Raw genomic sequence first — 24,958 nt, forward strand, 5'->3', positions numbered from 1 at the left:
GCGGGTGCCCCCGGATGTTGGATGGAGTGCATCGCCGGGTTCGGCCGGCGTGAGCGCCCCCACGGGACAGGGGTGGCGTCCGTGGGTGGTCGTGCAGATTTATCACGGACGCGGAGGTGATCGTTCGTCGCTTTGTGCCCTATTGCACAGGGAAAAGCGGACAAAACTCCCCTGCGACGGCAAAGCGTGCAGGGGAGTTTGACCTAACCGTTATTCGGATTTGAGCGTCCGCTGAGCGAACACGTACTGTCCAGCCCTTGATACGGCCTCGATGTGCGGCTACGGCATCAGCGTCTCGACGAGCGTCTCCTGCATCCCGCCCAGCCACAGGTAGGCCATCACCATCGGCTTGCGCGGGTCCTCGTCGGGCAGCCGGTACAGCTCCTCGCTCTCGTCCTCGTCGGTGATGTCGAGGCGGGAGGCGATGGTGAGGCGGAGGTCGTTCAGCGTCCCGAGCCAGCGCCGGGACTCCTCGGGGGCCAGCTTCAGCACGAGCGCGGGCTCGCCCGCCGCCGGGGCCAGCGCGTCCAGGTTCCGCACGACGGACAGGGCGTCCTCGCGCTTGCGAGTGCGCAGGTCGTTCTCGGTGAAGCGGCGGAACTCGGCGGAGGCGGCCCGCGCCTCCTCGTCGGGCTCGCCGCGCGGATCGGCGTACGCGTCGGGGAAGAGCCGGGCCAGCGCCGGGTCGGCCGGGGCTTCGCTGGGGCCCTCCGCGAAGAGCGCGGCGAGCGGGTCGGCGCCCTCGACGGGCTCGTCGCCGGGGCCGATCATCTCCAGGAGCTGCACGGCGAGCGAGCGCAGGATGGAGGTCTCGACGGTGTCCAGGGCGATGGCCGCGCCGCCGCCGGGGACCGCCTCGAAGTAACCGGCCATCAGCCGCGGTCCTGGGAGAGGGTCGCCCACAGTCCGTACCCGTGCATCGCCTGCACGTCGCGTTCCATCTCCTCGCGGCTGCCCGCCGAGACGACCGCGCGCCCCTTGTGGTGGACGTCGAGCATCAGCTTCTTCGCCTTCTCCTTGGAATACCCGAAGTACGTCTGGAAGACGTACGACACGTAACTCATCAGGTTGACCGGGTCGTTGTGGACCAGGGTCACCCAGGGGGTGTCCGGCTCGGGGACCAGGAAGGTCTCCTCGGCCGACTCGGGGCGTTCGATCTCTACGGGGGCGACACTCACCCTTCCCATGCTGCCACCGCACCGGGCCCGTCGCACAAACGGCCCCACTTCCGTCCTTAGATTTCGTCACTCTGACGAGATCAGGGGTAGCATCCGTCGTATGAACACAGCGGATCTCGGCCTGCCGGTGGACGTCCCGTCGACAGCGCTCTTCACCGACCAGTACGAGCTGACCATGCTCCAGGCGGCCCTGCGCGCGGGCACCGCCGACCGGCGCTCCGTCTTCGAGGTCTTCACCCGCAGGCTCCCCTCCGGCCGCCGCTACGGCGTGGTCGCCGGTACGGGCCGGGTGCTGGACGCCGTGGAGAACTTCCGCTTCGACGCGGACCTGCTCGCCTTCCTGCGCGAGCAGGGCATCGTCGACGAGCCGACCCTGGAGTGGCTGGCCTCGTACCGCTTCAACGGGGACATCTGGGGCTATCCGGAGGGCGAGGTCTACTTCCCGGGCTCGCCGATCCTGCGCGTCGAGGGCAGCTTCGCCGAGTGCGTGCTCCTGGAGACGGTCATCCTCTCGATCCTCAACCACGACTCGGCGATCGCGGCGGCGGCCTCCCGGATGTCCGCCTCCGCCGGCGGCCGCCCGCTGATCGAGATGGGCGCCCGCCGCACCCACGAGCTCTCCGCCGTCGCCTCCGCGCGCGCCGCCTACGTCGGCGGCTTCGCCTCGACCTCGGACCTGGCGGCGGGCTTCCGCTACGGCATCCCCACGGTCGGCACCTCCGCGCACGCCTTCACCCTGCTCCACGACACCGAGCGCGACGCCTTCCGGGCCCAGGTGGACTCGCTCGGCAGCGGCACGACGCTGCTGGTCGACACGTACGACGTGGCCGAGGCCGTCCGTACGGCCGTCGAGATCGCCGGCCCCGACCTCGGCGCGGTACGCATCGACTCCGGCGACCTCCTCCTGGTCGCCCACCGCGTCCGCCAGCAGCTCGACGAGCTGGGCGCGACCAAGACCAGGATCGTCGTCACCTCCGACCTGGACGAGTACGCCATCGCCTCGCTCGCGGCGGCGCCGGTGGACGCGTACGGCGTCGGAACGCAGCTGGTCACCGGCAGCGGCCACCCCACCTGCTCGATGGTCTACAAACTGGTCGCCCGCGCCCGGTCCGCCGACCCCCAGGACCCCCTGATCCCCGTCGCGAAGAAGTCGATGGGCGCGAAGTCCTCGCGCGGCGGCCGCAAGTGGGCGGCGCGCCGCCCGGACGCGTACGGCATCGCGGAGGCCGAGGTCATCGGCACGGGGACGGTCCCGGCGGAGCTGGCCGACCACCGGCTCCAGGTCGAACTGGTCCGCTCCGGCGAGGTCGTCGCCCGCGAGCCCCTGGACGCGGCCCGCGCCCGCCACACGGCGGCGCGCGGAGCCCTCCCCATGTCCTCGGTGCAGCTCTCCCGGGGCGAGCCGGTGATCCCGACCGAGTACGTCTGACCCGGGCCGCCCGCGGACGCCCCCTCCCGCGGGCGGGCCGCGATCCCTACCCTCGGTAGCGGGAGTACGCCACTCCGCCGCCCCACCACGTGAGGAAGACACATGCACCGCGCCTTGATCGTCGTCGACGTGCAGAACGACTTCTGCGAGGGCGGCAGCCTCGCGGTCGCGGGCGGCGCGGACGTGGCCGCCGCGATCACCGACCTGGTCGGCGAGTCCCAGGCGGGCTACCGGTACGTGGTCGCCACCCGTGACCACCACATCGACCCGGGCGCCCACTTCTCCCCCACCCCGGACTACGTGGACTCCTGGCCGGTGCACTGCGTCGCGGGCACGGAGGGCGTGGGCTTCCACCCGAACTTCGCCCCTGCGGTGGCCTCGGGGTCGATCGCCGCCGTCTTCGACAAGGGGGCGTACTCGGCGGCGTACAGCGGCTTCGAGGGCACGGACGAGAACGGCGTCGGCCTGGCCGACTGGCTGCGCTCCCACGACGTGACGGAGGTCGACGTGGTCGGCATCGCCACCGACCACTGCGTCCGCGCCACGGCCCTGGACGCGGCCCGTGAGGGCTTCACGACCCACGTCCTGCTGGACCTGACGGCGGGCGTCTCCGCGACGACCACGGAGCAGGCCCTGACGGAGCTGCGGGACGCCGGCGTGACCCTCACGGGCAAGCCGGTGGTCTGAGTCCGCTACCCGGGGCTCAGGTCGCCGGGCGCATCAGGCTGCGTATCGGGTGCCAGAGTTCCTGGCGGGACTGGGGGGCCGTGCGCCAGAGGAGGCCGTCGGGGTGGTGGAGGACGGCGGTGATCTCGTCGGGGGTGGGGGGTTCCGTGTTGCCGCGGAGGTAGACGGCGCGGAGGCCGAGGTTGCGCAGCCTCGTCAGCGCCCTCGCGCGGTTCGCGGCGAGGACCAGGATGCGGACCTTGGTGCCGGAGGGACCGGGGCGCGGCAGGGTCAGGGCCACCACCACGCTCCCGTTCGGAAGTCTGTTGAAACCTCCTGCGGACATGTCGAACACTCCCCCGTGCGACGCCGCAGGACCCCGGAGAGGAAGTCCGTAAGACGTCGCGTCAATAGCGAGTACGTAAGAGGCATCTAAACGTGATCGGCCGCCGCCCGCTAGAGGGGCGACGGCCGATCATGCTCTGACCTGGGGGAATGGCCTAAAAGTCGTCGTCAGCGACCACTCTTGCCGACCAGGATGGTCATCGTCCGGCCGTCCAGGGGCTGGCTGACGATGGAGATCCGGGTGTTGGTGTCAGTTGTCTGGACGCTCCCGGTGGGGTTCTCCTTGTACCAGTAGGTGCCCTTGCGGTCGTCGAAGACCGGGGTGCCCAGGTGGCCGGGGATCTTGGTGGGGACGCCCTGCTTGTGGAGGGTGAAGCCGGCCGAGGGCCACCAGGAGAAGGCGGCGTCGTAGGGCTGGATCTTGTTGCTGAGCAGCTTGCCGTCGGCCCACTTCAGGGGCTTGGCGTTGGCGTCGACGGGCAGCAGCAGGCCCTTGCCGTGGTGCTCGGAGACGTTGTTGTTGCGCTGCGAGGTGTCCCACTGCCAGATCATCAGGCCGGGACGGTAGGCGTAGTGCTCGACCCAGTTGTACTTCGGGTCGCCGGCCTTGCGCCAGCCGAAGTTGTACGGGCCGGACTTCAGGGTCCTGTCGTACGAGACGTACTGGCGGTTCTCGGCCAGGTAGAACTGCGGGTAGTCGCCGTTGATCGAGGCGCCGACCTTGGAGAAGCCGCGGACGGTCCAGCCGTTGTCGCCCTCGGTCTCGGCGTTGTCGGTGAACACGGCCGCGCCGTCGGCCTTGACCGTGATCGCGTCGGCCGCGAAGCCCTTGCCGCCCGCGCCGCCGTCGGTCTTGTAGCGGAAGCGGATGCCGATCTTCTGGCCGGCGTAGGCGTCCAGGGGGTAGACCAGGTTCTTGTACGTGGTCGAGTCACCGGTCAGGGCCGGCTTGTCGCCGCCGTCGCGCGGGATGGTCTGGCCGTCGGCCTTGCCGTCGATGGTCTTCCAGCTCGCGCCGTTGTCGGTGGAGACCTGGGTGTAGAGGTAGTCGTAGTCCTTCTCGATGTTCCACCAGCCCTTGAGCTCCAGGGACGCCGACTTCTTGCCGGTCAGGTCCACGTCGCGGGAGAGGGTGTTGGAGAGGTTGTCGCCGTAGTCGGACCACCACTGCTTGCTGCCCTCGGCGGGCGCGACCACCTCGGTGGTGACGTTCTTCTTGGGGAGTTCGACGACGACGGCCTGCGGGTTCTCGGTGTTGTACGCCGAGACGCCCAGCTTGTGCAGGGAGGTCGTGGCGGCCTTCGCCTTGTCGTACTTCAGCCAGCCGAGCTGGAGCTTGTCCCAGGCGGTCATGTCGCCGGGGAGGTCGCCGATCTCGTTCTTCGCGGTGCCGAGCCAGGAGCCCGCCGACATCAGGGACCAGAAGCCGACCGAGTTCTCGGCCTGGTTGGTGGTGTCGTAGAGGTCGGGCAGGCCCAGGTCGTGGCCGTACTCGTGGGCGAAGACGCCGAGGCCGCCGTTCTCGGGCTGCGCGGTGTAGTCGCCGACCCAGATGCCGGTGTCGCCGACGGGCACGCCGCCCGCCTTGAAGCCGCCGGGGCCGGTCTCGCCGTCGTCGCGGCTGTACGCGTAGCCGCGGTGCGCCCAGATGGAGTCGCCGCCCTGTGCGCCGCCGCCGGCCGAGCCGTCCTCACCGGCGTGCACGACCTGGAAGTGGTCGATGTAGCCGTCCGACTCGTTGAAGTTGCCGTCGTTGTCGTGGTCGGTGCGGTCCCACTGGTCGTACTTGGCGAGGTCGGCCTTGATCTGCGCGTCCGTCTTCCCGGCCGCCTTCTCCTTGGCGACCCAGGCGTTGACGCCGTCGCGGACCAGGTCCTCGACGTTGGGGCAGTTGTCGCTGCCGCAGTAGTTGGAGCCGTAACGGGCCTCGTTGTACTCGACCTTGACCCAGTCGGTGACCTTGCCCTCGACCGAGTAGCGGCCCGACGAGGCCTTCTCGTAGTAGGTCTTCAGGGAGTCGACGGGCTTGCCGTCGGGGCCCTTGCCGGAACCGAAGTACAGGTTCTGGAAGTGCGCCTGGTTGTAGTCCTTCTTCCAGGCGGTGGAGTTGTCCTTCGTACGGTCCGGCTCCGGGATCCGGTTGTGCAGGGGGCCGGGCGTCCCGCCGTACTTGGGGACGGGGGGCTTGGGGCCGTCGCCGTCCGGGTCGTACATCGTCGTGTTGTCGACCTTGTCGCCGAACTCGACCAGGATGGTGAAGATCTGGTCGGTGCGCTCGCGGCCGAGCTCCACGTACTTCTTGTCGCCGAGCTTGACGACCTGCGAGCTGCCGCGCTTCTCGGTCCTGGCCCTGCCGCTGAGCACCTGCTCCAGCGCGGTCTGCCGCTGCTGGGCCTGCTGGGCGGTGAAGGGGCCGTCGATCAGGTGGCCCTTGCCGCCGTGACCGTGGTCGTGGCCGCTGCCCTGGCCCTTGCCGGTCTCCGTGTGCGCCGGGTCCTGGCGCTCGATGGGCGCCGGTGTCCGTTCGTCGGCCCGCGCGGTGGCGTGGACCGAGGCGGTGGCCGCCGTCGCGGCGACGGCCGCGAGTATCGCGGTGCCGCGGAAGACCTGTCTCTTGCTGCTCACTTGGTGGTTCCTCCCCCGCGGCCGCCGGCCGATCCCGATGGGGTAGGAGGGGTACCGTTCGCGGCGCGCGTCACAAGTGACGCCATTCGACCGGAGTTGGCGAAGAAAAGACAGTCCTTGACATCAAATGGATGTAAGCGCTAGGCAGTTGGGGAGGCGGCCGGGCGGCCCGGGCCGTACCGGCGCTCGCGTCTCACAGGGCGGACGGGCGCATGACACCGTGCGCCCCCCATGCACCGGCACCGTGTGTGAGGTCACGCTTACTTGACGTTCCACGAGGGAACCTCATGGTCGTAGGGTCAGCCCGGACCCCGCGACCCCGCCCCCCGTGCTCCGAGGACGGAACTGCCATGCAGCTCACGCGCCAGACTCCGCACCGGATCCAGCTCACGACGCCGACCGTCGCCCAGTGCGCGTACGGCGCCCTCACGACCGTGCTCTCCACCCTCGCCATGCTGCTGCTCTCGCAGACCACGTCGGGGGCCTGGGTCGCGGTCATCGCGTGTGCCGCGCTGGGGCTGGGGGTGCTGGTGGCGATGACGGTGCCGATGCCGGGGGCGCGGGGGGCCCGGAAAACCGCGGCGGCGGCGCGCACGACCGTCGCCGGTCCCGCGCCCGCCGCCACCGAGGCGTACGGCGAGGTCCGGGTCCCCGGTCCGCGCGCACGCCCCTCGGCGGCCCCGGTGGGCGAGCACTCGCTGCGCGGTTAGACGCGGGAGGCTGCCCGGAGGGGACGCCCTCCGCACCTCGTACTAGGCGGTGGTGACCACGACGGTCTTCGCCGCCTTGTCGTGCAGGCCCTGCCGGTAGGGCTTGTCGACGGCGACCATCACCAGGTTGACCAGCCACCACAGGCAGTAGCAGCAGACCAGCGCGGGTACCAGCAGCACCGCGGCACGCAGCAGCGCCACACCGGTCGTCGGGGTGCGGCCGTCGTTCAGCACGGCGACCCGCAGGCCCATCACGCGCTTGCCGATCGTCTGGCCGTTCTTCACGGTGAGGATCGTGTCGTACGCCAGGTAGACGGCGATGACGACGACCGACCAGAGCAGGCTCTTGCCGGAGGTCACCTGGGTGAAGGTGTCGCCGAAGTCGTCCGTGGTCTCGGTGACCCGCTCGTAGGAGCCGAACGGGATGCCCAGAAGGCCCATCGGGACGCCGACGATCAGCATGTCGATGAGGCGGGCCACGAAGCGCTTGCCGAGGGAGGCCAGCGGGGGCATCCCGGCGAGCGGGTCGGCACCGCCGTAGCCACCGGCGCCGCCGAAACCGCCGGCCCCGCCGTCATAGGGGCCGCCGCCGTACGGGGGCAGGTTCCCGCCCCGGTCGTACGGGCTGCCGGCGCCGCCCCGGTCGTACGGGCTGCCGGCGTTTCCCTGGTCGTACGGGCTGCCGGCGCCGCCCTGCGGAGGGGGTGGCGGGTACTTCCGGAACGGGTCGTTCTCAGGCGGCACGCCGGGCGGCGGCTGGTCGGTGCTCATACCGGCAGTCGACCCCCGGCGTCCGGGGCCCGCAACGGGTCGGACGCCGTTCGGGGGACGGGCGGGGCCGGCGGGGGGACTTCTTCAGCGGCCGCCCGGCCTGCCCGGCCTGCCGGCGACGAAGGTGCGGGCCGCCTTGTCGTGCCAGCACTGCCGCCAGGGGCGGTCGAAGAGGCACCACAGCACGTTGAGGACGCCGATGCCGAGCACGCCCAGCACCCCGTACACCAGCCAGCGGCGCAGGGCACCGCCGAAGCGGGGCGGCTCGTGCTCCTCGATGTCGCGGACCTGGAGGCCGAAGACCTTCTTGCCCAGCGTGCGGCCCCACTTGGCGGTCGGGACCGCTTCGTAGAGCAGCCCCAGGAGCAGGAAGGCGCCGAGGACGGCGCCCAGGATGCCGAGGGTGGTGCTGTCGAGGAGGTAGACGGTGACCGTCGTGCCGGACAGCTTGGCGGCGCGGATCTTCTCCTCGATGTGGTCGACGGCCCGGGTGACCAGCGGCACGGCGACGGCGGCCACGGCGGCGCCGAGGACGAGGGTGTCGAGGAGGCGGGCGGCGAGACGGCGGCCGAGGCCGGCCGGGCGGGCGTTGCCCTGCTCGCGGGCGGCGCGGGTGAAGGGGTCCTCGACCGGGGGCTTCCAGGGGGCGACGCGGGTCTGGGCCTGCGACTGGGCCGGGGCCTGCGACCCGGCCGGGGCCTGTCCTGCGGCGGGGCCCCGGGGGGCGGGGGCGGTCTGCGCGGGCGGGCGGGTGTCGGGGGTGACGGAACGGATGGTCATCGTGCCGTCGCGGGAGGGGGCGGCCTGGGTGGGGGCGGGCGCGGGGGCCGGGGTCCGGGGTGCGGCGTTCTCCGGGGCGGGGCGGGGGGAGGCGAGGGGCGCTCCCTCGGCCCCTCCTCCCCGAGGACCCGGTTCAGCCTGTGCGGGGGATGCCCCGCTCGCCCCCTGGGGGCGGCCCCGCCGCCCGTCGGGTTCGGCGGCGGGGGTGGGCTCCAGGGCGGGGCGTTCCGCGCGGGCGGGGAGCGCGTCGGCCGGGGTGCGGGGGTCGCGGGGGCCGGGGGCGCGGTCCTGGGCGGGAGTGAGGGGCGCGGCGGGGCGGGAGGCGCCGGACGCGGGGCGCGTGGGGGACGTACCGGAGGAGGCGGCGGGAGCGGCGGCCGCCGGGGCCGCGTCGGACGGGGAGCCCCAGGAGACCCGGCGGTCGTGGTCGCCGCCGAAGCCGGACTGGCGGGAGGTGTCGGCCTGCCAGGCGACCGGGGACTCGGGGGCGCGGCGGACCTGGACCTCGTGGCCGGCGCCGGGCGGGGTCTCACGGGCCGGACCGGTGGCGGCGGGCCGGGTGGACGGGGAAGGGGAGGAGGACGCGGGGCGGGCCGGGTGCTGGGCGGCGGGCTGCTCGTCCTCGTCGAAGAAGAAGGGGCCGGTCTCCTCGACCGCGGGCGGGAAGGGGCCGGTCTCCTCGACCGCGGGCGGGAAGGGGCCGGTTTCCTCGACCGCGGGCGGGAAGGGGCCGGTCTCGTCCGGGGCGGACCGGAAGGGGCCTCTCCGGTTCGCGGGGGAACGGAAGGCTTCCTCGGCCGTGGAGGGGAAGGGGCCCGTCTCCTCGGCCGCGGAGGGGAAGGGGCCCCGCCGGTCCACGGCCGAACGGAAAGGGCCCGGCTCGCCCACGGCGGAACGGTAAGGGCCCGGCTCCTCGGTCGCCGAGGGGAAGGGGCCCGTTTCCTCCATCCGGGGGGCGGGGGCCGGGACCTGAGCCAGGTCGGGGAGGCCGGCGGAGGCCGCGGGCGAGGCGACGGGGACGGCGCCCGGGGGCGGGACGGGCATCGGCTCGCCGGGCGCGGGGGCCGGGCGGCTGGTGCCGGGCACCCAGGAACTGCCGTTCCAGTAACGGACGTAGCCGGGGATGGACGGGTCGGGATAGAAGCCGTGGCCGGGTGCGTTCTCGCCGTTGGCCGGTGTGGGGGCGCTCATCACCGTGTCCCGTATCTGTGAGTGGCCTCGTTGTCTTGATTTCCGGGGTCCACATCTACCAGACGGCCGCCCGCCACCGGGCCGCTCCGCCCGGATGCACCACTTTCCGGTCATTGCCGGTCGTCGGGAAAAACTTTCGCCGAAGTCGCGTAATGGGAAGCGGAGTGCGCGCTCTCACCTTGTACGGCCCGCCCCTGGGCCCCGTACCGGAAAGGAAGCGCGTCCCCATGCGGAACCCCGTGCAGCACACCGTCGTGGAACGAGAGCTGGAGCTGAACCTCGTTCTGTCCCCCGAACGCACCATCCCCGTACCGGCACGGCTGGTCTACCGGACGAGTGACCCGTACGCCGCGCATGTGACGTTCCACATCGGTTCGGACTACCCCGTCAACTGGACGTTCGCCCGTGAACTGCTGGTCGACGGGGTCTTTCGGCCCTGCGGACACGGAGATGTCCGGATCTGGCCGACCAAGGTCGACGGGCGTTCGGTCGTGTGTCTGGCACTGGCCTCGCCGGACGGCGACGCGCTGCTCGAGGCGTCGTCGCCGGCCGTGTCGGCCTGGGTGGAGCGGACGCTCGACGTCGTGCCGCTGGGCAGCGAGCGGGGGCAGCTCGGCCTGGACGACGCGCTGGCCGAGCTGTTGGCGACCGCGCAGCAGGAGGGGGAGGGCTGATCGGTCACGTCGGGGTGGATGACGAGGTGGCGGGAGTGGCCGTCGGGGTCGCGCCCGGCGGCCACCGGGTCCGGTCCCTGTCGCGCCCGGTGGTCATCGGGTCCGGTCCGTGCGGATCAGAACAGTTTTCCGGGGTTGAGGATGCCCAGCGGGTCGAAGGCGGCCTTGACGCCACGCTGCATCTCCAGTCCGACCGGGCCGAGTTCGCGGGCCAGCCACTCCTTCTTGAGGACGCCGACGCCGTGTTCGCCGGTGATGGTGCCGCCCAGTTCCAGACCGAGCGCCATGATCTCGTCGAAGGACTCGCGGGCCCGGCGGGACTCGTCCGCGTCGGCGGCGTCGAAGCAGACGACGGGGTGCGTGTTGCCGTCGCCCGCGTGCGCGCAGACGCCGATGGTGAGGTCGTGCTTCTCGGCGATGGCGGCGGTGCCGTCGATCATCGCGGCGAGTTTCGAGCGGGGCACGCAGACGTCGTCGATCATCGTGGCGGACTTGACGGCTTCGAGGGCGGTGAGGGACAACCGCCGCGCCTTCAGCAGGAGTTCGGACTCGGCCGGGTCGTCGGCGGGCACGACCTCGGTGGCCCCGAACTCGGTGCAGACCGCGCCGAGCGCGGCCAGGTCGGCGGCCGGGTCGGGGGTGTCGAAGGCGGCGAGGAGGAGCGCCTCGGTGGTTTCGGGGAGGCCCATGCGGGCCATGGCGTTGACGGCGCGCAGGGTGGTGCGGTCCATGAGTTCCAGCAGCGAGGGCGCGTGTCCGCGTTCCATGATCGCGCAGACGGCGGCGCAGGCGGCCGCCGTGGAGGGGAACTCGGCGGCCAGGGCGAGCTGGACGGGCGGGGCGGGTTTCAGGGCGAGGACGGCGCGGACGACGATGCCCAGGCTGCCCTCGGAGCCGACGAAGAGCCGGGTGAGGTCGTAGCCCGCGACGCCCTTGGCGGTGCGGCGGCCGGTGCGCAGCAGCCGCCCGTCGGCGAGGACGACGTCCAGGCCGATGACGTACTCGGCGGTGACTCCGTACTTCACGCAGCACAGGCCGCCGGAGGCGGTGCCGATGTTGCCGCCGATGGTGCAGGTCTCCCAACTGGAGGGGTCCGGCGGGTAGAAGAGGCCGTGCTCGGCGACCGCGCGGGAGAGGACGGCGTTCACGACACCGGGTTCGACGACGGCGACGCGGTCGACGGGACTGATGTCGAGGATGCGGTCCATCCGGGTGAGGGAGACCACGATGCAGCCGTCGGTGGCGTTGGCGGCCCCGGAGAGACCGGTGCGGGCGCCCTGCGGGACGACGGGGACGCGCAGCGCGGTCGCGGTGCGCATGACGTGCTGGACCTGTTCGACGGTGCGGGGCAGGACGACGGCGGCGGGGGTGCCCGCCGCGCAGAAGCCGGCCATGTCGTGGGCGTACGAGGCGGCGACGTCGGGGTCGGTGACCAGGGCGTCGTCGGGGAGGCCGGCGCGGAGCAGGGCCTGAAGATCGTCCAGGGGCATGGGGCCAGCCTGGCACTCGGGGCCATCGGTGTGAACCCGTCTGCGGAACGGAGAGGGGTACGCGGGTGTGCTCGTCGTACTGGCGCATGGTGGCGGCATGGATGCCAGGGAGCCGGAGCAGGGTGTTGGGTCGGGCGGTACCGGCGGGACCGCGCCGCGGCGCGGGCGGGGCGGGCGGTGGGGGCGGCGGATCGGGGCGGCGGCGGGGGTGGCCGTGCTGGCGGCCGGGGCTGTGGTGGTGCTGGGGGCGGAGCCCGAGGAGGAGCCCGCGCCGAGGCCGGCGGCCGGGGCGCCCGGGTCGGCGGCGGCGCTGGCGGGGCTCCAGGCGCGGGCGCGGGCGCGTCCCCGGGACGACGGGGCCTGGGCGGAGCTCGGGGCGGCGCTGGTGGCGCGGGGGGTGCGGACGGCGGACGCCGTGTACTACCCGAGGGCGGAGGGTGCGCTGCGGCACTCGCTGAAGGTGCGGGCGGCGGAGCGGGGGAACGTCCGGGCGCTGCTGGCGATGGCGGAACTCGACCACGCCCGGGGGAACTTCGCGGCGGCCGGGCGGGCGGCGGAGGCGGTGCGGAAACGAACGCCGGACGCGTGGGAGACGTATCCGCTGCTGATCGACACGTACGGCCGCCTCGGTGACACGAAGGCGGCGACGCGCACGGCCGAGGAGCTGATGGAGAGGCGCGGCGGGGCCGCGGCGCTGGGCTGGACGGCGCAGACGTACCGCGACAAGGGCTGGCGGGAGGACGCGGCCGTACTGGCGACGGAGGCGGTGGCCGCGGCGGACGGCGGACCGCAGAAGGCGGAACAGCTCCGCAGGGCAGGCGAGTTGGCGTGGGAGCGGGGCGATGTGACGGAGTCGCTCGGGTACTACGACGCCTCGCTGGGCATCGAGCGGGGGCAGGGGGCGGCGGTCGCGGGACGGGCCAGGGCGCTGGCGGCGCTGGGGCGCACGGCGGAGGCGGTGAAGGCGTACAAGTCGGCGCTCGTCCGCCTGCCGAGGCCCGAATATGCGTTGGAACTCGGCGAGTTGCTGGAGGCGGCGACGGGGGACGGAGACCCGCAGTACGGGGTGGCGCGGGCGCAGGTGGAGTGGAACCGCAGGCAGGGGGTGCGCGGGAACCTGGTCCTGGGGCGGCTGGAGGCCGATCACGGGGACGCGGAGACGGCGGTGGAGCTGCTGCGGGAGGAGTTCTCGCGGCATCCGGGGGCGGAGGTGGCGGATGCGCTGGGGTGGGCGTTGCACCGTACGGGGGATGACGAGGCGGCGCTGGAGTACGCGCGCAGGGCGGTGAAGGAGGGGGCGCGGAACGCGCTGTTCCTCTATCACCGGGGGGAGATCGAGCGGGCGCTGGGCGAGTACGGGGCGGCCCGCAGGCACGTGACGGAGGCGCTGCGGGTGCACCCGGCGTTCTCCCCGCTGTGGGCGCCGCGCGCCCGGACCGCCCTGGACCGGCTCGGGGAGCCGGTGGAGGGCGGTCCGCGGAACGTGTGGGGGTACCGGGCGAAGTCGCCGTCGGCCGGCACTTCCGGCTCACGCGCGACGTCGAACGGGCCTCGGCGGCGCTGATTTCCCCTGCTCGGGGGCGGGGGCTTGCGCGAGGAGCCAGCAACGCTCCCGCACGTTTCCCACCGGGGGTGGTGCCCCTTCAGGGGCGCGGGGAACTGCGCGACCAGCCACGACGCTCCTGCACGGGAACCGGCGGCAGCCGCGCGGCGAGCGCTTTAGGGAAAGGGGCGGGTCCGGGGCCTCTCTGCCTGAGCAGGAGGGGGCTGTCTGGCCCAATGCCGGGGCTGAGCTCTCGGCCTGGGCGGGGTCGCGCAGCCGGTGCAGGCGCTTACGTAGGGGGCGGCACCCGGGTGGGCCGGGAGCGGGAGGGGCCGCCCCCTTGCCCGCCCTCCCCCAAGCTCTCGGCTTCGCTCGAGCAGGGGGTACCCCCCTCGCCCCCTTGGGGCGGCCCCGTCGCCCAAGAGGGCTGAGGGGGAAGTCCGAGGGGACGGGGGAGGCAGGGCGGCTGCGGTGGCTCGGGGGCGGGGTGACGCAGGGAGCGCGCTGCACGGGACGGCGGGCGTGGGAGGGGACGGGCGGTGGCCCCACGGGGCAGGTCCGTGGGGCCACCGGGAATGAGGGGCCGCGAGGGGAAGATGCCGGCCCCGCAGGGGAATTACAGGTTGCCCCGCTTCTCCTGCTCACGCTCGATCGCCTCGAACAACGCCTTGAAGTTCCCCTTGCCGAACCCCATCGACCCGTGCCGCTCGATCATCTCGAAGAACACGGTCGGCCGGTCCTGGACCGGCTTGGTGAAGATCTGCAGCAGGTAGCCGTCCTCGTCCCGGTCCACCAGGATCTTCAGCTCGCGCAGCGTCTCGACCGGCACCCGGGTCTCGCCCGCCCACTCGCCGAGCGTGTCGTAGTACGAGTCGGGGGTGTCGAGGAAGGCGACACCGGCCGCACGCATGGTGCGCACCGTCGAGACGATGTCGTTGGTGGCGAGGGCGATGTGCTGGACGCCCGCGCCCCCGTAGAACTCCAGGTACTCGTCGATCTGCGACTTCTTCTTCGCGATCGCGGGCTCGTTGATCGGGAACTTGACCTTGAGGGTGCCGTCCGCGACGACCTTCGACATCAGAGCGGAGTACTCGGTGGCGATGTCGTCGCCCACGAACTCCTTCATGTTGGTGAAGCCCATGACCTTGTTGTAGAAGCCGACCCAGTCGTTCATCTTGCCGAGCTCGACGTTGCCGACGCAGTGGTCGATGGCCTGGAAGGTGCGCTTGGCCGGGGGCTCGACGATCGGGGAGGCGGTGACGAAGCCGGGCAGGTACGGGCCGTCGTAGCCCTTGCGCTCGACCAGGGTGTGGCGGGTCTTGCCGTACGTGGCGATGGCGGCCAGCACGACCACGCCGTGCTCGTCCTTGACCTCGTACGGCTCGGTGAGGCCGGTGGCGCCCTGCTCGGTGGCGTAGGCGTACGCGGCGCGGGCGTCCGGGACCTCGATGGCGAGGTCGATGACGCCGTCGCCGTGCTCCGCCACGTGGGACTCGATGAAGCGGCCGTGCTCGGTGGCCGCCTTGATGACGGAGGTGAACACGAAGCGGGCCGCACCGTTCGTGAGGACGTAACTGGCGGTCTCGCGGCTGCCGTTCTCCGGTCCGGAGTAGGCGACGAGCTTCATGCCGAAGGCGGTCGAGTAGTAGTGCGCGGCCTGCTTGGCGTTGCCGACGGCAAAGACGACCGCGTCCATTCCCTTGACCGGGAAGGGGTCGGCCTCGCGCGCGGTGGTGGGGGTGGCGTGCCCGGTGGGCTCAGTCGTGGTCTCAGTCATGGGGGGAGCGTCCCGCCACTTCGCAAGGTGCGCAATAGTTCGCACAAACACTGGACAATGTGCTCAGCAGTGAGCGGGTAAGGGCGGGCTATCTGTACAGGATGACCACCGTCAACACGCACAGCACCCGTGCCGACTGGCCGATCCGCCCGGCGGCAGGCCAGGATGGCCGGGCACTTCGCACAGGACCACAACCCCCCGGGGGCGGGCATGGCAGTGGACGAACTGGACGGGCGGCTGATCGTGCTGCTGGCGCGCGAGCCGAGGATCGGCGTGCTGGAGGCGTCGCGGCGGCTCGGGGTGGCGCGCGGGACCGTACAGGCGCGGATGGACCGGCTTCAGTCGAATGGCGTCATCCGGGGGTTCGGCCCCGACGTGGACCCGGCGGCGCTCGGCTACCCGGTGACGGCGTTCGCGACACTGGAGATCAAACAGGGGCAGGGGGCGGACGTACGGGCCCATCTGACCTCGGTGCCGGAGGTGCTGGAACTGCACACCACGACCGGGCACGGGGACATGCTGTGCCGGCTGGTCGCGCGCTCGAACGCGGATCTTCAGCGGGTGATCGACCGGGTGGTGGGTTTTGACGGGATCGTTCGGGCCTCCACGGCGATCGTCATGGAGAATCCCGTTCCGCTGCGGATCATCCCGCTGGTGGAGCAGGCGTCCGGGCTGACCTGACCCGGCCCTTCGAGGACAGAGGCCGAGTTGCAAAGAAGTAGTTGCAGAAAAACCCTTGCAAGGGGTTCTTTGCAACTTTACGGTAGAGGCATGCCCGAACTCGACGCTCCGGACGCCCCCCACTCCCCCGGCACTCCTGAGGGTGCGAACGCCCCCGCTCCCACGTCCGCATCTGCCTCGCCGGAGCCGACCACCGAGCGGAGGATTCACGCCCTCGACGCCCGCACCCTGCGCGGCCTCGCCCACCCGCTGCGCATCCAGCTCCTGCGCGCCCTGCGGCTGACCGGACCGGCCACCGCTTCCCAACTCGCGGAGAAACTGGGCGAGTCGAGCGGGGCGACCAGCTATCACCTGCGCCAGTTGGCGGCGTACGGCTTCGTGGAGGACGCCCCCGAGCGGGGCAAGGGCCGCGAGCGCTGGTGGCGGGCCAGCCACGACGGGACCACCTTCGACTCCTCGCTGGCCAACAGCCCGGACCCGGCGGTGCGCGGCGCGGCGGATCTCTTCGTGCACGAGGTCGCCAACCAGCACACGCAGGAACTCAGCACCTGGATCGCCACCTCGCGCGACTGGCCGGAGGAATGGCGGCGGTCCACCGAGATGAGCGACTTCACCATGGCCATGACCCCGGAGTCGGCACGCGAACTGAACGCCCGTCTGAACCAGTTGATCGAGAGCTACCGCCCTGCGGACGACGGTGAGGACCTGCCGGAAGGCACCCGGCAGTACCGGTTCCACCTGCACGGGTTCCCCCTGCCCAGGACCTGAGACTCCCCGGGGACGGCACCCGGCACCCTCAGCACCCACCGCGCCTTCCGCACCCACCGCACCTTCCGCACCCGCCACCGGTCGCTTCGGCATGCCCGCCGCCACCGGCCGACCCGGCGCACCCTCATGACCCGCACAGCACGGCCTCCCCCTCCCCCGGCACCACCACGACCGAGAGGAAGCACCGCCATGCACCCCGACACCTTCCACCGCCTGCACCACGCCCGTTCCGCCGACCTCCGGCGCGAGGCCGGCGCCCACCGCCGGGCCGCCGAGGCCCAGCACCCCGGCCTCCCGGGCCACCGCGATGTGCGCACCCAACTGGGTTGGGCACTGGTCGAGTTGGGGCTGCGTCTCGTCCGTACCGCCGACGACGCCCGGCTCCGTACGGCCCGCGTCTCGTGAGCGCTCCCCCGAGCGCGAGCGGCGGGCCCGACCGGCGGCCCCTCGGCGCCCTCCTCGCCGCGCACACCGTCTCCACCGCCGGCAACTCGCTGACCCTGATCGGCGTGCCCTGGTTCGTGCTCCAGACCACCGGCAGCGCGGGCCGGGCCGGCGTGGTGGCGTTCTGCGCGACGCTGCCGGTGGTGGTGGCCGCGCTGGTGGGCGGGCCGCTGATCGACCGGTTCGGACGGCGACGCACCAGCGTCGTCACGGATCTGATCTGCGGCCTCACGGTCTCCGCGATCCCCGTGCTGCACTACGCGGGGGTGCTGGAGTTCTGGATGCTGTGCGCCCTGATGGCGCTCGGCGGGCTGGTCGCGACGCCCGGGATGACCTCGCGTTCCGTCCTCGTTCCCGACCTCGCCGAACACGCCGGGACGAGCCTGGCGCGGGCCGCCTCCCTCTTCGAGGCCGCGTCGAGCGGAGCCCGGATGGCCGGTGCCTCACTGGCCGGGGTGCTGATCGCGGTGCTCGGCGCGGAGGCCGTTCTGCTGCTGGACGGGGCGACGTTCGCCGTCTCGGCGGCGCTGGTCGCGGCCGGAGTGCGCGGGGTGCGGGCGGCGGAGCCGATGCGGTCGACGGCCCGGCCCTCCTTCCGTACGTACCGCCGCAACCTGCGGGAGGGGTACGCGTACGTGGCCTCCGGCGGGCTGCTGACGGCCGTCGTCCTGATGGTGATGCTCACCAACGGGCTGAACCAGTCCTGGAGTTCGGTTCTCTTCCCCGTGCACGCCCGGGAGAACCTGGGTGGGGCCGCTCAACTCGGCCTGCTGAGCGCCCTGTTCGGCGGCGCCGCGCTGCTGGGGGCCTTGTTGTACGGGGCGGTGGGGCACCGCTTTTCGCGGCGGGCGGTCTTCACGGCGGCGTTCGTCGTGGGCGAGGTGCCGCGCTTCCTGGTCGCCGCGCTGACGGACGGCACGCTGCCGCTGGCGGTCACCCTGGCGCTCGGCGGGCTGCTGGTCGGCACGCTCAACCCGATCCTGTCCACGGTCATCTTCGAGCGCGTACCCCTGGAACTGCGCACTCGCGTCTCGGGCATCATCATGGCGGGCTGCCAGTTGACGATCCCGCTGGGCGGCCTGACGGCGGGCTTCCTGGTCGAGGGCGCGGGCCTGAGGACGGCGCTGCTGCTGGTCGGCGGGCTCTACTTCCTGGCGACGCTGAGCCCACTGGTCTTCCCGTCCTGGCGCACCATGGACGACACACCGACCCCGGAGGGGCCGGCGGGGGCGAGTCCGGGGACGGACCTGACGAGAACGGCGGAGGCGAGTCCGGGGCAGGTCTGACGAATACGGCGGGGGTGAGTCCGGCGGCGGGTCTGACGAGTACGGCGGAAGCGAATCCGGGGGCGGGCCCGACGGGAACGGCGGAGGCAGACCCGGCGGCGGCTCCGGTCAGCAGCTCGGCACCTTCCGCGCCCCGTCCTTCTTCGCCAGCTCCCTGAGCGAGGACACCGCGTCGTCAAGGGTGCTCACGGGCACCAGGCGCATGCCGTCCGGCAGGTCGGACGCCGCCTGCTCGCACTCCGCCTTCGGTACGAGGAAGACCGTCGCGCCGTCCGCCTTCGCGCCCTTGATCTTCAGCGGTACGCCCCCGACCTGGCCGACCGTGCCGTCGGCCTCGATGGTCCCCGTACCGGCGACGTCGAGGCCGCCGGTGAGGTCACCGCCCGCGCCGTTCCCGTCGATCTTGTCGATGATGCCGAGGGTGAACAGGAGCCCCGCGCTGGGTCCGCCGATGTCGGCGAGGTTGAGGGTGACCTTGGCGCCCCTCCCCTTGTCCCCGAGGTAGCCGAGGGCGGCGGAGACGGCGCTGTTCTGCGACTTCACCATCTCGCCCTGGTTGTACTCGGAGATCTCCTTGTCGTCACCGCCGACCGGGTAGACCACGCTGTGCGGCATGACCGCCCGGTCGTCCCGGAACCAGGCGTCGACCAGGTCGCCGAAGCGGTGGTCGATGGAGGGGCCGGTCGCCACGATGGTCGTCATCCGCAGCTTTCCCTCGGTCTCCCGGGCCGGCACCCCGGTCACGTTGATGACCGGGCGGCCCTTGCTGTCCTTGCCCAGGACATCGGTGGCCGACCCGGGCTGGGCCACCGCGAACGGCAGCGGTGCCAGGGCCGCCACCCCCAGCAGCGCGACGACGGGCAGGGCGCAGAGGGCGAGACGGCTGTTGCGGGAGAGCCGAGAGAGAAGAGGGAGCACGCCCTTAATCTATCGGCCGCCCCGCACGCCCCTCCCCTGCCGGGCCGTCTCCTACGGGGCCCGTCTCCTGCCGGCCCACCTCCTACTGGGCCCGCCCCCAGTCGGGCCCCCTACCTGAGCGCGTCGGCGACCTCGCGGGCCGCGTCGACCACCCGGGGCCCCACACGCTCGGGCACCGAATCGGAGAGCATGACGACCCCGACGCTTCCCTCCACCCCGGTGACGCCCATCAGCGGTGCGGCGGCCCCGCTCGCCCCGGCCTCCAGCTCGCCGTGGGTCAGGGTGTAGCCGGGCTCGATCAGGACGCTCTGGCGGGCGGCCAGGATCGCCCGCCCCGCCGCCCCCCGGTCGAGCGGGTGGCGGAAGCCCGCCCGGTAGGCCACGTGGTAGTCCGTCCACGTCGGCTCGACCACGGCGACGGCGAGGGCCTCCGCGCCGTCGACGAGGGTGAGGTGGGCGGTGGCCCCTATGTCCTCGGCGAGGGACCTCAGCGCGGGCAGCGCGGCCTCCCGCACCAGGGGGTGCACCTGCCGTCCCAGTCGCAGCACCCCGAGGCCCACCCGGGCACGACCGCCCAGGTCACGGCGTACGAGGGCGTGCTGTTCCAGGGTGGCGAGCAGCCGGTAGACCACGGTGCGGTTGACACCGAGTTTGTTGGACAGCTCGGTGACCGTCAGACCGTGGTCCGTGTCGGCGAGCAGCTTGAGGACCCGTAGTCCTCTGTCGAGCGTCTGGGAAGTCTCCGCGGTCACGACGCCCACTCCTCCGTGGTGAGTGCGGGCGGTCCTCCTGCGCATCGAGCTCGTCACCGGTTCCGTCGGCAACGCGCGCAGAGGCCGCCGGCAGGCCCTGGCACCGGCTGCGCTCCGAGGCGGCGCTGCCACGGGGCGTTATGCGTTGCCGGAAAGGTAGCGATCCACTCCGCTCAGCGGAAGACCTCGTCCAGAATCCGGGCGCGGAAAGGGAGTTGCCCCCTCCGCACCTCCGGCCCCGAACCGCCGAAACCCGCCGCAATCCCCCACCCGGGGCCCTCCGAGGGCCGGTGCGGACCCACTCGGGACACTCCAAGGCCCCTTCGGGAACCCGCCGAGATCCGTCCGCGATCCACCGGAGAGCAGCGGAGAGCACCGGAGGAACGGCTCGGGTCCAAAGTCATGGACGGGTAGGACTTTCGGGCATATACCCGCGCTGACCAGCGCAATAGTGTGACGAACACGCCGAGGGCCGACCGTGGGGGCCGCCCCTCGGGCGTGATCCCGTCCTGCGGGACGGCAGGGCGGGACCCGGAACGCGCACAGCTCCGGATCCCGCCCGCAGTCCTCCCGGAGAACCCGCCCTGCGCCGTTGCCCGCAGTCCTTCCGGGGGACCCGCCCTACGCCGTTCCCCGGAAGCCTGCTCGGAGCCGTTCCCGGCGTCCCGCCCTCAACCATGCGTCCCGCCCTCGACCATTCCCGGGGACCCGTTCTCGGCCGTTCCCGGGGGCCTGCCCGCAGTCGCTCCCGAGGCCTCGCCCTCTCCCCTGTCTCCCTTGTGCGGGTGCGGGTGCGGGTCTCACCGCATCCGGGTGGCCCACTCCTGGACCTTCTTGATCCGCTCCTTGAGCTGTCCGGCCGTCGCCTCCGCGCTCGGCGGGCCGCCGCAGACCCGGCGCAGCTCGGTGTGGATGACACCGTGCGGCTTGCCGCTCTGATGGACGTACGCCCCGACCATCGTGTTCAGCGACTTACGCAGCTCCAGCAGCTGCTTGTGGGTGACGACCGGCCTGGCCTCGGCGGCCTTCTCCAGCAGGTCGGCCTCGGCGGCGGGCTTCTGCCGGCTGTGCGCGATCTGCCGGGTCTGCCGCTTCTGGAGCAGCAGCTGCACCTGGTCCGGCTCCAGCAGGCCGGGAATCCCGAGGTAGTCCTGCTCCTCCTCGCTCCCCGGGTGCGCCTGCATCCCGAACTCGGCCCCGTCGTACAGCACCCGGTCGAAGACCGCGTCCGACTCCAGCGCCTCGAACGGCAACTGGTCCTCGGTCTCCTCGTCCTCCAGCCGCTCCGCGTCGGCGAGGAGCTTGTCCTCCTCCGAGAAGGGGTTCTCCTCCTCGCTGCCGCTCTTGGGCTTGTCGAGGACGTGGTCGCGCTCGACCTCCATCTCGTTCGCGAAGTCGAGCAACATGGGGATCGTCGGCACGAACACCGACGCCGTCTCGCCCCGTCGTCTCGACCGCACGAAACGCCCGACGGCCTGCGCGAAGAACAGCGGTGTGGAAATGGTCGTCGCATACACCCCGACCGCGAGGCGCGGCACGTCGACGCCCTCCGACACCATGCGCACCGCGACCATCCAGCGGGACTCGTCCGCGCTGAACTGGTCGATCTTCTTCGACGCCGCCTTCTCATCGGAGAGGACCACGGTGGGCTTCTCGCCAGTGACCCTCTTCAGGATCTTGGCGTACTCGCGGGCCGAGTCCTGGTCGGTGGCGATCACCAGTCCGCCGGCGTCCGGGATGCCCTTCCTGACCTCGGTCAGGCGCTTGTCGGCGGCGGCCAGGACGTTCGGGATCCACTCGCCTGTCGGCGCGAGGGCCGTCCGCCAGGCCTGCCCGATGGCGTCCTTGGTCATCGGCTCGCCGAGCCGCGCCGCGATCTCGTCGCCCGCCTTGGTCCGCCACCGCATGTTGCCGCTGTAGCTGAGGAAGATCACGGGCCGCACGACGCCGTCGGCCAGCGCGTTGCCGTAGCCGTAGGTGTAGTCGGCCGAGGACCTCCTGATTCCGTCGTTCCCCTCCTCGTACTGGACGAAGGGGATCGGGTTGGTGTCCGACCGGAAGGGAGTGCCGGTCAGCGCCAGCCTGCGCGTCGCGGGGTCGAAGGCCTCCTGGCACGCCTCGCCCCACGACTTGGAGTCGCCGGCGTGGTGGATCTCGTCGAGGATCACCAGCGTCTTGCGCTGCTCGCACCGGTTGCGGTGCAGCATCGGGCGTACGCCGACGCCGGCGTACGTCACCGCGACGCCCTGGTACTCCTTGCTGAGCGGTCCCGCACTGTATTCGGGATCCAGCTTGATCCCTACCCGGGCGGCGGCCTCCGCCCACTGCTTCTTCAGGTGCTCGGTCGGGGCGACCACCGTGACCTGCTGCACCACGTGGTGGTGCAGCAGCCACGAGGCGAGCGTCAGCGCGAAGGTCGTCTTGCCGGCGCCGGGCGTCGCCACCGCGAGGAAATCGCGCGGCTGGTCCTGGATGTACTTCTCCAGCGCCCCCTGCTGCCAGGCTCGCAGCTTGTTGGCGGTGCCCCAGGGAGCACGGCCGGGAAAGGCGGGTGAGAGGTGGTGGGAGGTGGTAGTAGTCACGGTCTCCGGTCGCAGCGTCGGGTACGTGGCGGTTGCCGCGGAGAACCGGCCGGATGACTTCCGGGGCCCGTACGACAACCGGGCCACCTTACCGGCGCTCCACCCGCAACGTGCGGCGAGCACGTCCGGACGGCCTCCGTGGGACCCAGCTCACAACCTGGCCCGACAGGTAGGACCGGTCCCACTGCCGACCTGCCGGCGAGCCGGCCCAGCCCGGCCAGCCGGAACCCGCCACCGATCTCCGCGCCGACCAGCCCGGCCCGGACCCGCCACCGGCCCGTCCCGGGGCCGCCGCCGGCCTGCGGACCTGCCGACCCTGCCCGGGACCCGCCACTGCCCCTCCCGGCCCACTCCGGAGCCGCCCCCGACCCCCACACCCGCCGGTCCAGGCGGGCCGGTGTCATGCCGCCAGAATGTTCGGGTCGGTGTCGCGCCGCCAAGACATCCGGGCTGGGCCGAGAACGTCCTGGCAGGGCATACGCCGCAGGCCCGCCGGGCCCTACGCGGCGTCCCGTTCGCGCAGCCGCGTCGCCACCCAGGCCCCCACCAGCGCCACGCACGCCATCGGCAGGAACACCGCGGCGAACGCCGTCGGGTGGGAGCCCCCGGCCGCGCCCACGACCGTGGAGTGCGCCGCCACCGAACCACCGCCGAGGCCGGCGAAGACCGCACCGCCGACCGCCAGCAGCATCACGTTGGACAGGCCGTCGGAGATCTGGAGGGCGGCCGAGTTGCTGCCCGCCTCCTCGGGGGCGGAGAGCTTCAGCAGCAGGACGCTGGTCGAGGCGATGACCATGCCCATCCCGAAGCACCCGAAGCCCCACGCGACCCCGACGACCCATACCGGGACCCCCGGAAGGAGAACCGTCGGCACAGCCGCGATGGCCGCCGCGACCAGCACCATGCCCAACGAGACCAGACGCTCCCGGTAGGGCTCCATGCGCGGCCGCGACTGGACGAACGATCCGAAGGCCCATGTCGCTCCGCCCACCGCCAGGGACAACCCCGCCATCGTCGGCGACAGCCCCCGCTCGGTCACCAGCATCAGCGGCACGAACGACTCCGCCGCGATGAACGAGCCGGCAGCGACCCCGCGCAGCAGCACCACCGACGGCAGCCCGCGTGCCGCCCGGTAGGTGCCCCTGGGCAGCAGCCCGAGGACCGCTGGCACCAGCAGCGCGGCTCCCGCCGCACCGGGCAGCAGCGACAGCCACCGCAGGTCCTGGCCCGCGTACTGGAGCAGTCCGGCACCCGTCGAGATACCCAGCGCCAACCGGATCTGCTTGCGGTCGAAGGGCGGTACCGGCGCCTCGGGGTCGGCGGGCCCGGCGGCCATCCGCCGGATCGCCGGCAGGGCGAGCGCCAGCGGGAACACCACCAGGGCCGGAATGCCGACGAACACCCAGCGCCAGCCGAGGTTCTCCGTGATCGCCCCGGAGGCGAGCGGCCCGACGACCGAGGGGATCACCCAGCTCGCGGCGAACGCGGCCAGGATCGCGGGTCGCAACCGCTCCGGATAAGCACGGCTGATCACCACGTACAGGGCGACGATCACCAGTCCGCCGCCGAGCCCCTGGACGGCCCGCCCCAGAATGAACAGCAGCATGGACTGCGCCGTGCCGGACAGCAGCAGCCCTGCGGCGAACGCCACGATGCCTGTGGTCAGGGGTGCGAGAGGGCCCCGCCGGTCGGCCCACTGACCGGACAGCACCATCGCGAAGAGGCTGGTGGTGAAGTACGCCGAGAACGCGAAGGCATAGAGCGGAATGCCGTGCAGCTCACGCGCCGCGACCGGCATCGCCGTACCGACGGCCGTCGCCTCGAAGGCGATGAGCAGGACGACCGACACGATGCCGATGCTCAGCGCCCGGTGCGTCTTGCCCAGCACCCCCTCAGGCACGGATGGCGAGGCCGGCGCGCTCGCCCCGGCCGAACCTGCCGAGCCATCCGAACCTGCCGAGCCATCCGATCCGGCCGTCTCGACTGACCCGTTCGGCCCGGCCCGCCCGATCGGCCCGACCCCAACGCCCTCGGCAGGCGAGCCCCCCGGCATCGCCCCGGCGGCGTCCCCCGGCTCCTGGGACGCCTCGGCCGCCATCGCGGGAGTGCCAGGCCCGTCGGTGCGTGCCCCGGCGGCTGTCGCTTTGGATGTCGTCGGCGTGCCGGAAGGCGATTCGTAGGGGGTGTCGGGAGTGTCGGTCGGTGCGACATCGGCGTCGCGGGGCCCCAGCACGGTCATGGCCTCAGGGTAAGGGCCAATCCCGGCATGGACCCCTGTCTCCAGGAGGTAACCGGGGTCCGCCCTTGGTCGTAGGACCGGCCGCCCTCCGGCGGGGCGGAGCACGGCT

21 protein-coding genes are annotated in these 24,958 nt (G+C 72.3%); 9 read left to right on the forward strand and 12 right to left on the reverse strand.

From position 1 onward, the window contains the following. Positions 1 to 279 precede the first annotated feature (279 nt). Together ACZ56L_RS16235 and clpS are read right to left on the reverse strand one after the other, a co-directional pair. Positions 280 to 873 carry a DUF2017 domain-containing protein gene (locus tag ACZ56L_RS16235; RefSeq protein WP_401761132.1) on the reverse strand — a complete coding sequence of 198 codons (594 nt, stop codon included), beginning with the start codon at positions 871 to 873 and terminating at the stop codon, positions 280 to 282. Next, positions 873 to 1,187, reverse strand: coding sequence for an ATP-dependent Clp protease adapter ClpS (gene clpS / locus ACZ56L_RS16240; RefSeq protein ID WP_345222545.1), 315 nt, complete (start codon positions 1,185 to 1,187; stop codon positions 873 to 875). The genes ACZ56L_RS16235 and clpS overlap by 1 nt, the downstream gene beginning before the upstream one ends. 91 nt (positions 1,188 to 1,278) lie before the next feature. Here clpS and ACZ56L_RS16245 point away from each other — a divergent pair, with 91 nt between their 5' ends. Together ACZ56L_RS16245 and ACZ56L_RS16250 are read left to right on the forward strand one after the other, a co-directional pair. After that, on the forward strand, positions 1,279 to 2,607 hold the full coding sequence (locus ACZ56L_RS16245) for a nicotinate phosphoribosyltransferase (RefSeq protein ID WP_345222542.1): 1,329 nt from the start codon (positions 1,279 to 1,281) through the stop codon (positions 2,605 to 2,607). Between the two features lie 102 nt (positions 2,608 to 2,709). Next, entirely contained in the window at positions 2,710 to 3,294 is a 585-nt protein-coding gene (locus ACZ56L_RS16250) for an isochorismatase family protein (RefSeq protein ID WP_471064602.1), read from the forward strand. Positions 3,295 to 3,310: 16 nt separating this feature from the next. Here ACZ56L_RS16250 and ACZ56L_RS16255 read toward each other — a convergent pair whose 3' ends face one another. Continuing rightward, the gene (locus ACZ56L_RS16255) at positions 3,311 to 3,619 is read right to left on the reverse strand and encodes a hypothetical protein (protein ID WP_380837362.1); all 309 of its coding nucleotides are present in this window, start codon (positions 3,617 to 3,619) and stop codon (positions 3,311 to 3,313) included. 167 nt (positions 3,620 to 3,786) lie between these two features. Beyond that, positions 3,787 to 6,243 (reverse strand): immune inhibitor A domain-containing protein, encoded by a 2,457-nt coding sequence (locus ACZ56L_RS16260; protein WP_471064604.1) that lies wholly within the window; start codon positions 6,241 to 6,243, stop codon positions 3,787 to 3,789. Between the two features lie 350 nt (positions 6,244 to 6,593). Here ACZ56L_RS16260 and ACZ56L_RS16265 point away from each other — a divergent pair, with 350 nt between their 5' ends. Continuing rightward, entirely contained in the window at positions 6,594 to 6,953 is a 360-nt protein-coding gene (locus tag ACZ56L_RS16265; RefSeq protein WP_471064606.1) for a hypothetical protein, read from the forward strand. Between the two features lie 42 nt (positions 6,954 to 6,995). Here ACZ56L_RS16265 and ACZ56L_RS16270 read toward each other — a convergent pair whose 3' ends face one another. Together ACZ56L_RS16270 and ACZ56L_RS16275 are read right to left on the reverse strand one after the other, a co-directional pair. Beyond that, a complete protein-coding gene (locus ACZ56L_RS16270) occupies positions 6,996 to 7,724 on the reverse strand; it encodes an RDD family protein (RefSeq protein ID WP_471064608.1) in 729 nt (242 codons plus the stop codon). A gap of 84 nt (positions 7,725 to 7,808) precedes the next feature. Further along, complete coding sequence (locus ACZ56L_RS16275; RefSeq protein ID WP_471064610.1) at positions 7,809 to 9,695, reverse strand: RDD family protein; 1,887 nt, start codon at positions 9,693 to 9,695, stop codon at positions 7,809 to 7,811. A 227-nt stretch (positions 9,696 to 9,922) separates the two neighbouring features. Here ACZ56L_RS16275 and ACZ56L_RS16280 point away from each other — a divergent pair, with 227 nt between their 5' ends. Beyond that, positions 9,923 to 10,369: an SsgA family sporulation/cell division regulator gene (locus tag ACZ56L_RS16280; protein ID WP_345222524.1), complete on the forward strand. Its 447-nt coding sequence runs from the start codon at positions 9,923 to 9,925 to the stop codon at positions 10,367 to 10,369. A 116-nt stretch (positions 10,370 to 10,485) separates the two neighbouring features. Here ACZ56L_RS16280 and ACZ56L_RS16285 read toward each other — a convergent pair whose 3' ends face one another. Continuing rightward, positions 10,486 to 11,859, reverse strand: a complete 1,374-nt coding sequence (locus ACZ56L_RS16285) for an FAD-binding oxidoreductase (RefSeq protein ID WP_345222522.1) — start codon at positions 11,857 to 11,859, stop codon at positions 10,486 to 10,488. A 97-nt stretch (positions 11,860 to 11,956) separates the two neighbouring features. Here ACZ56L_RS16285 and ACZ56L_RS16290 point away from each other — a divergent pair, with 97 nt between their 5' ends. After that, positions 11,957 to 13,423 carry a tetratricopeptide repeat protein gene (locus tag ACZ56L_RS16290; RefSeq protein ID WP_471064612.1) on the forward strand — a complete coding sequence of 489 codons (1,467 nt, stop codon included), beginning with the start codon at positions 11,957 to 11,959 and terminating at the stop codon, positions 13,421 to 13,423. A gap of 595 nt (positions 13,424 to 14,018) precedes the next feature. On the opposite strand, the gene hppD is transcribed toward ACZ56L_RS16290, so the two are convergent. Next, positions 14,019 to 15,179 (reverse strand): 4-hydroxyphenylpyruvate dioxygenase, encoded by a 1,161-nt coding sequence (gene hppD / locus ACZ56L_RS16295; RefSeq protein WP_468687880.1) that lies wholly within the window; start codon positions 15,177 to 15,179, stop codon positions 14,019 to 14,021. A gap of 210 nt (positions 15,180 to 15,389) precedes the next feature. Between hppD and ACZ56L_RS16300 the strand changes: the two genes are divergently transcribed. From ACZ56L_RS16300 to ACZ56L_RS16315, 4 genes are all read left to right on the forward strand, one after another. Continuing rightward, positions 15,390 to 15,860, forward strand: coding sequence for an Lrp/AsnC family transcriptional regulator (locus tag ACZ56L_RS16300; RefSeq protein ID WP_189823968.1), 471 nt, complete (start codon positions 15,390 to 15,392; stop codon positions 15,858 to 15,860). 90 nt (positions 15,861 to 15,950) lie between these two features. Further along, a complete protein-coding gene (locus tag ACZ56L_RS16305) occupies positions 15,951 to 16,628 on the forward strand; it encodes an ArsR/SmtB family transcription factor (protein ID WP_471064614.1) in 678 nt (225 codons plus the stop codon). A gap of 189 nt (positions 16,629 to 16,817) precedes the next feature. Then, positions 16,818 to 17,033: a hypothetical protein gene (locus ACZ56L_RS16310; RefSeq protein WP_468687885.1), complete on the forward strand. Its 216-nt coding sequence runs from the start codon at positions 16,818 to 16,820 to the stop codon at positions 17,031 to 17,033. Continuing rightward, positions 17,030 to 18,358: an MFS transporter gene (locus tag ACZ56L_RS16315; protein WP_471064617.1), complete on the forward strand. Its 1,329-nt coding sequence runs from the start codon at positions 17,030 to 17,032 to the stop codon at positions 18,356 to 18,358. The genes ACZ56L_RS16310 and ACZ56L_RS16315 overlap by 4 nt, the downstream gene beginning before the upstream one ends. 108 nt (positions 18,359 to 18,466) lie before the next feature. Here ACZ56L_RS16315 and ACZ56L_RS16320 read toward each other — a convergent pair whose 3' ends face one another. From ACZ56L_RS16320 to ACZ56L_RS16335, 4 genes are all read right to left on the reverse strand, one after another. Continuing rightward, a complete protein-coding gene (locus ACZ56L_RS16320) occupies positions 18,467 to 19,276 on the reverse strand; it encodes a S16 family serine protease (RefSeq protein WP_345222505.1) in 810 nt (269 codons plus the stop codon). Between the two features lie 110 nt (positions 19,277 to 19,386). Further along, a complete protein-coding gene (locus ACZ56L_RS16325; protein WP_471064619.1) occupies positions 19,387 to 20,028 on the reverse strand; it encodes an IclR family transcriptional regulator in 642 nt (213 codons plus the stop codon). An 800-nt stretch (positions 20,029 to 20,828) separates the two neighbouring features. Continuing rightward, positions 20,829 to 22,610: a DEAD/DEAH box helicase gene (locus ACZ56L_RS16330; RefSeq protein WP_345222500.1), complete on the reverse strand. Its 1,782-nt coding sequence runs from the start codon at positions 22,608 to 22,610 to the stop codon at positions 20,829 to 20,831. A 499-nt stretch (positions 22,611 to 23,109) separates the two neighbouring features. Further along, positions 23,110 to 24,708 carry an MFS transporter gene (locus ACZ56L_RS16335; RefSeq protein WP_471064704.1) on the reverse strand — a complete coding sequence of 533 codons (1,599 nt, stop codon included), beginning with the start codon at positions 24,706 to 24,708 and terminating at the stop codon, positions 23,110 to 23,112. Positions 24,709 to 24,958: the final 250 nt, after the last annotated feature.

It is taken from the genome of Streptomyces sp. NPDC039736 (assembly GCF_055596485.1).

Coding starts and splice junctions, on each gene's coding strand:
- ACZ56L_RS16255 (WP_380837362.1), bottom strand. CDS start 3,619: ATGTCCGCAGGAGGTTTCAACAGACTTCCGAACGGGAGCGTGGTGGTG.
- ACZ56L_RS16300 (WP_189823968.1), top strand. CDS start 15,390: ATGGCAGTGGACGAACTGGACGGGCGGCTGATCGTGCTGCTGGCGCGC.
- ACZ56L_RS16335 (WP_471064704.1), bottom strand. CDS start 24,708: ATGGCGGCCGAGGCGTCCCAGGAGCCGGGGGACGCCGCCGGGGCGATG.
- ACZ56L_RS16310 (WP_468687885.1), top strand. CDS start 16,818: ATGCACCCCGACACCTTCCACCGCCTGCACCACGCCCGTTCCGCCGAC.
- ACZ56L_RS16285 (WP_345222522.1), bottom strand. CDS start 11,859: ATGCCCCTGGACGATCTTCAGGCCCTGCTCCGCGCCGGCCTCCCCGAC.
- ACZ56L_RS16290 (WP_471064612.1), top strand. CDS start 11,957: ATGGATGCCAGGGAGCCGGAGCAGGGTGTTGGGTCGGGCGGTACCGGC.
- ACZ56L_RS16250 (WP_471064602.1), top strand. CDS start 2,710: ATGCACCGCGCCTTGATCGTCGTCGACGTGCAGAACGACTTCTGCGAG.
- hppD (WP_468687880.1), bottom strand. CDS start 15,179: ATGACTGAGACCACGACTGAGCCCACCGGGCACGCCACCCCCACCACC.
- clpS (WP_345222545.1), bottom strand. CDS start 1,187: ATGGGAAGGGTGAGTGTCGCCCCCGTAGAGATCGAACGCCCCGAGTCG.
- ACZ56L_RS16270 (WP_471064608.1), bottom strand. CDS start 7,724: ATGAGCACCGACCAGCCGCCGCCCGGCGTGCCGCCTGAGAACGACCCG.
- ACZ56L_RS16265 (WP_471064606.1), top strand. CDS start 6,594: ATGCAGCTCACGCGCCAGACTCCGCACCGGATCCAGCTCACGACGCCG.
- ACZ56L_RS16305 (WP_471064614.1), top strand. CDS start 15,951: ATGCCCGAACTCGACGCTCCGGACGCCCCCCACTCCCCCGGCACTCCT.
- ACZ56L_RS16275 (WP_471064610.1), bottom strand. CDS start 9,695: ATGAGCGCCCCCACACCGGCCAACGGCGAGAACGCACCCGGCCACGGC.
- ACZ56L_RS16245 (WP_345222542.1), top strand. CDS start 1,279: ATGAACACAGCGGATCTCGGCCTGCCGGTGGACGTCCCGTCGACAGCG.
- ACZ56L_RS16235 (WP_401761132.1), bottom strand. CDS start 873: ATGGCCGGTTACTTCGAGGCGGTCCCCGGCGGCGGCGCGGCCATCGCC.
- ACZ56L_RS16280 (WP_345222524.1), top strand. CDS start 9,923: ATGCGGAACCCCGTGCAGCACACCGTCGTGGAACGAGAGCTGGAGCTG.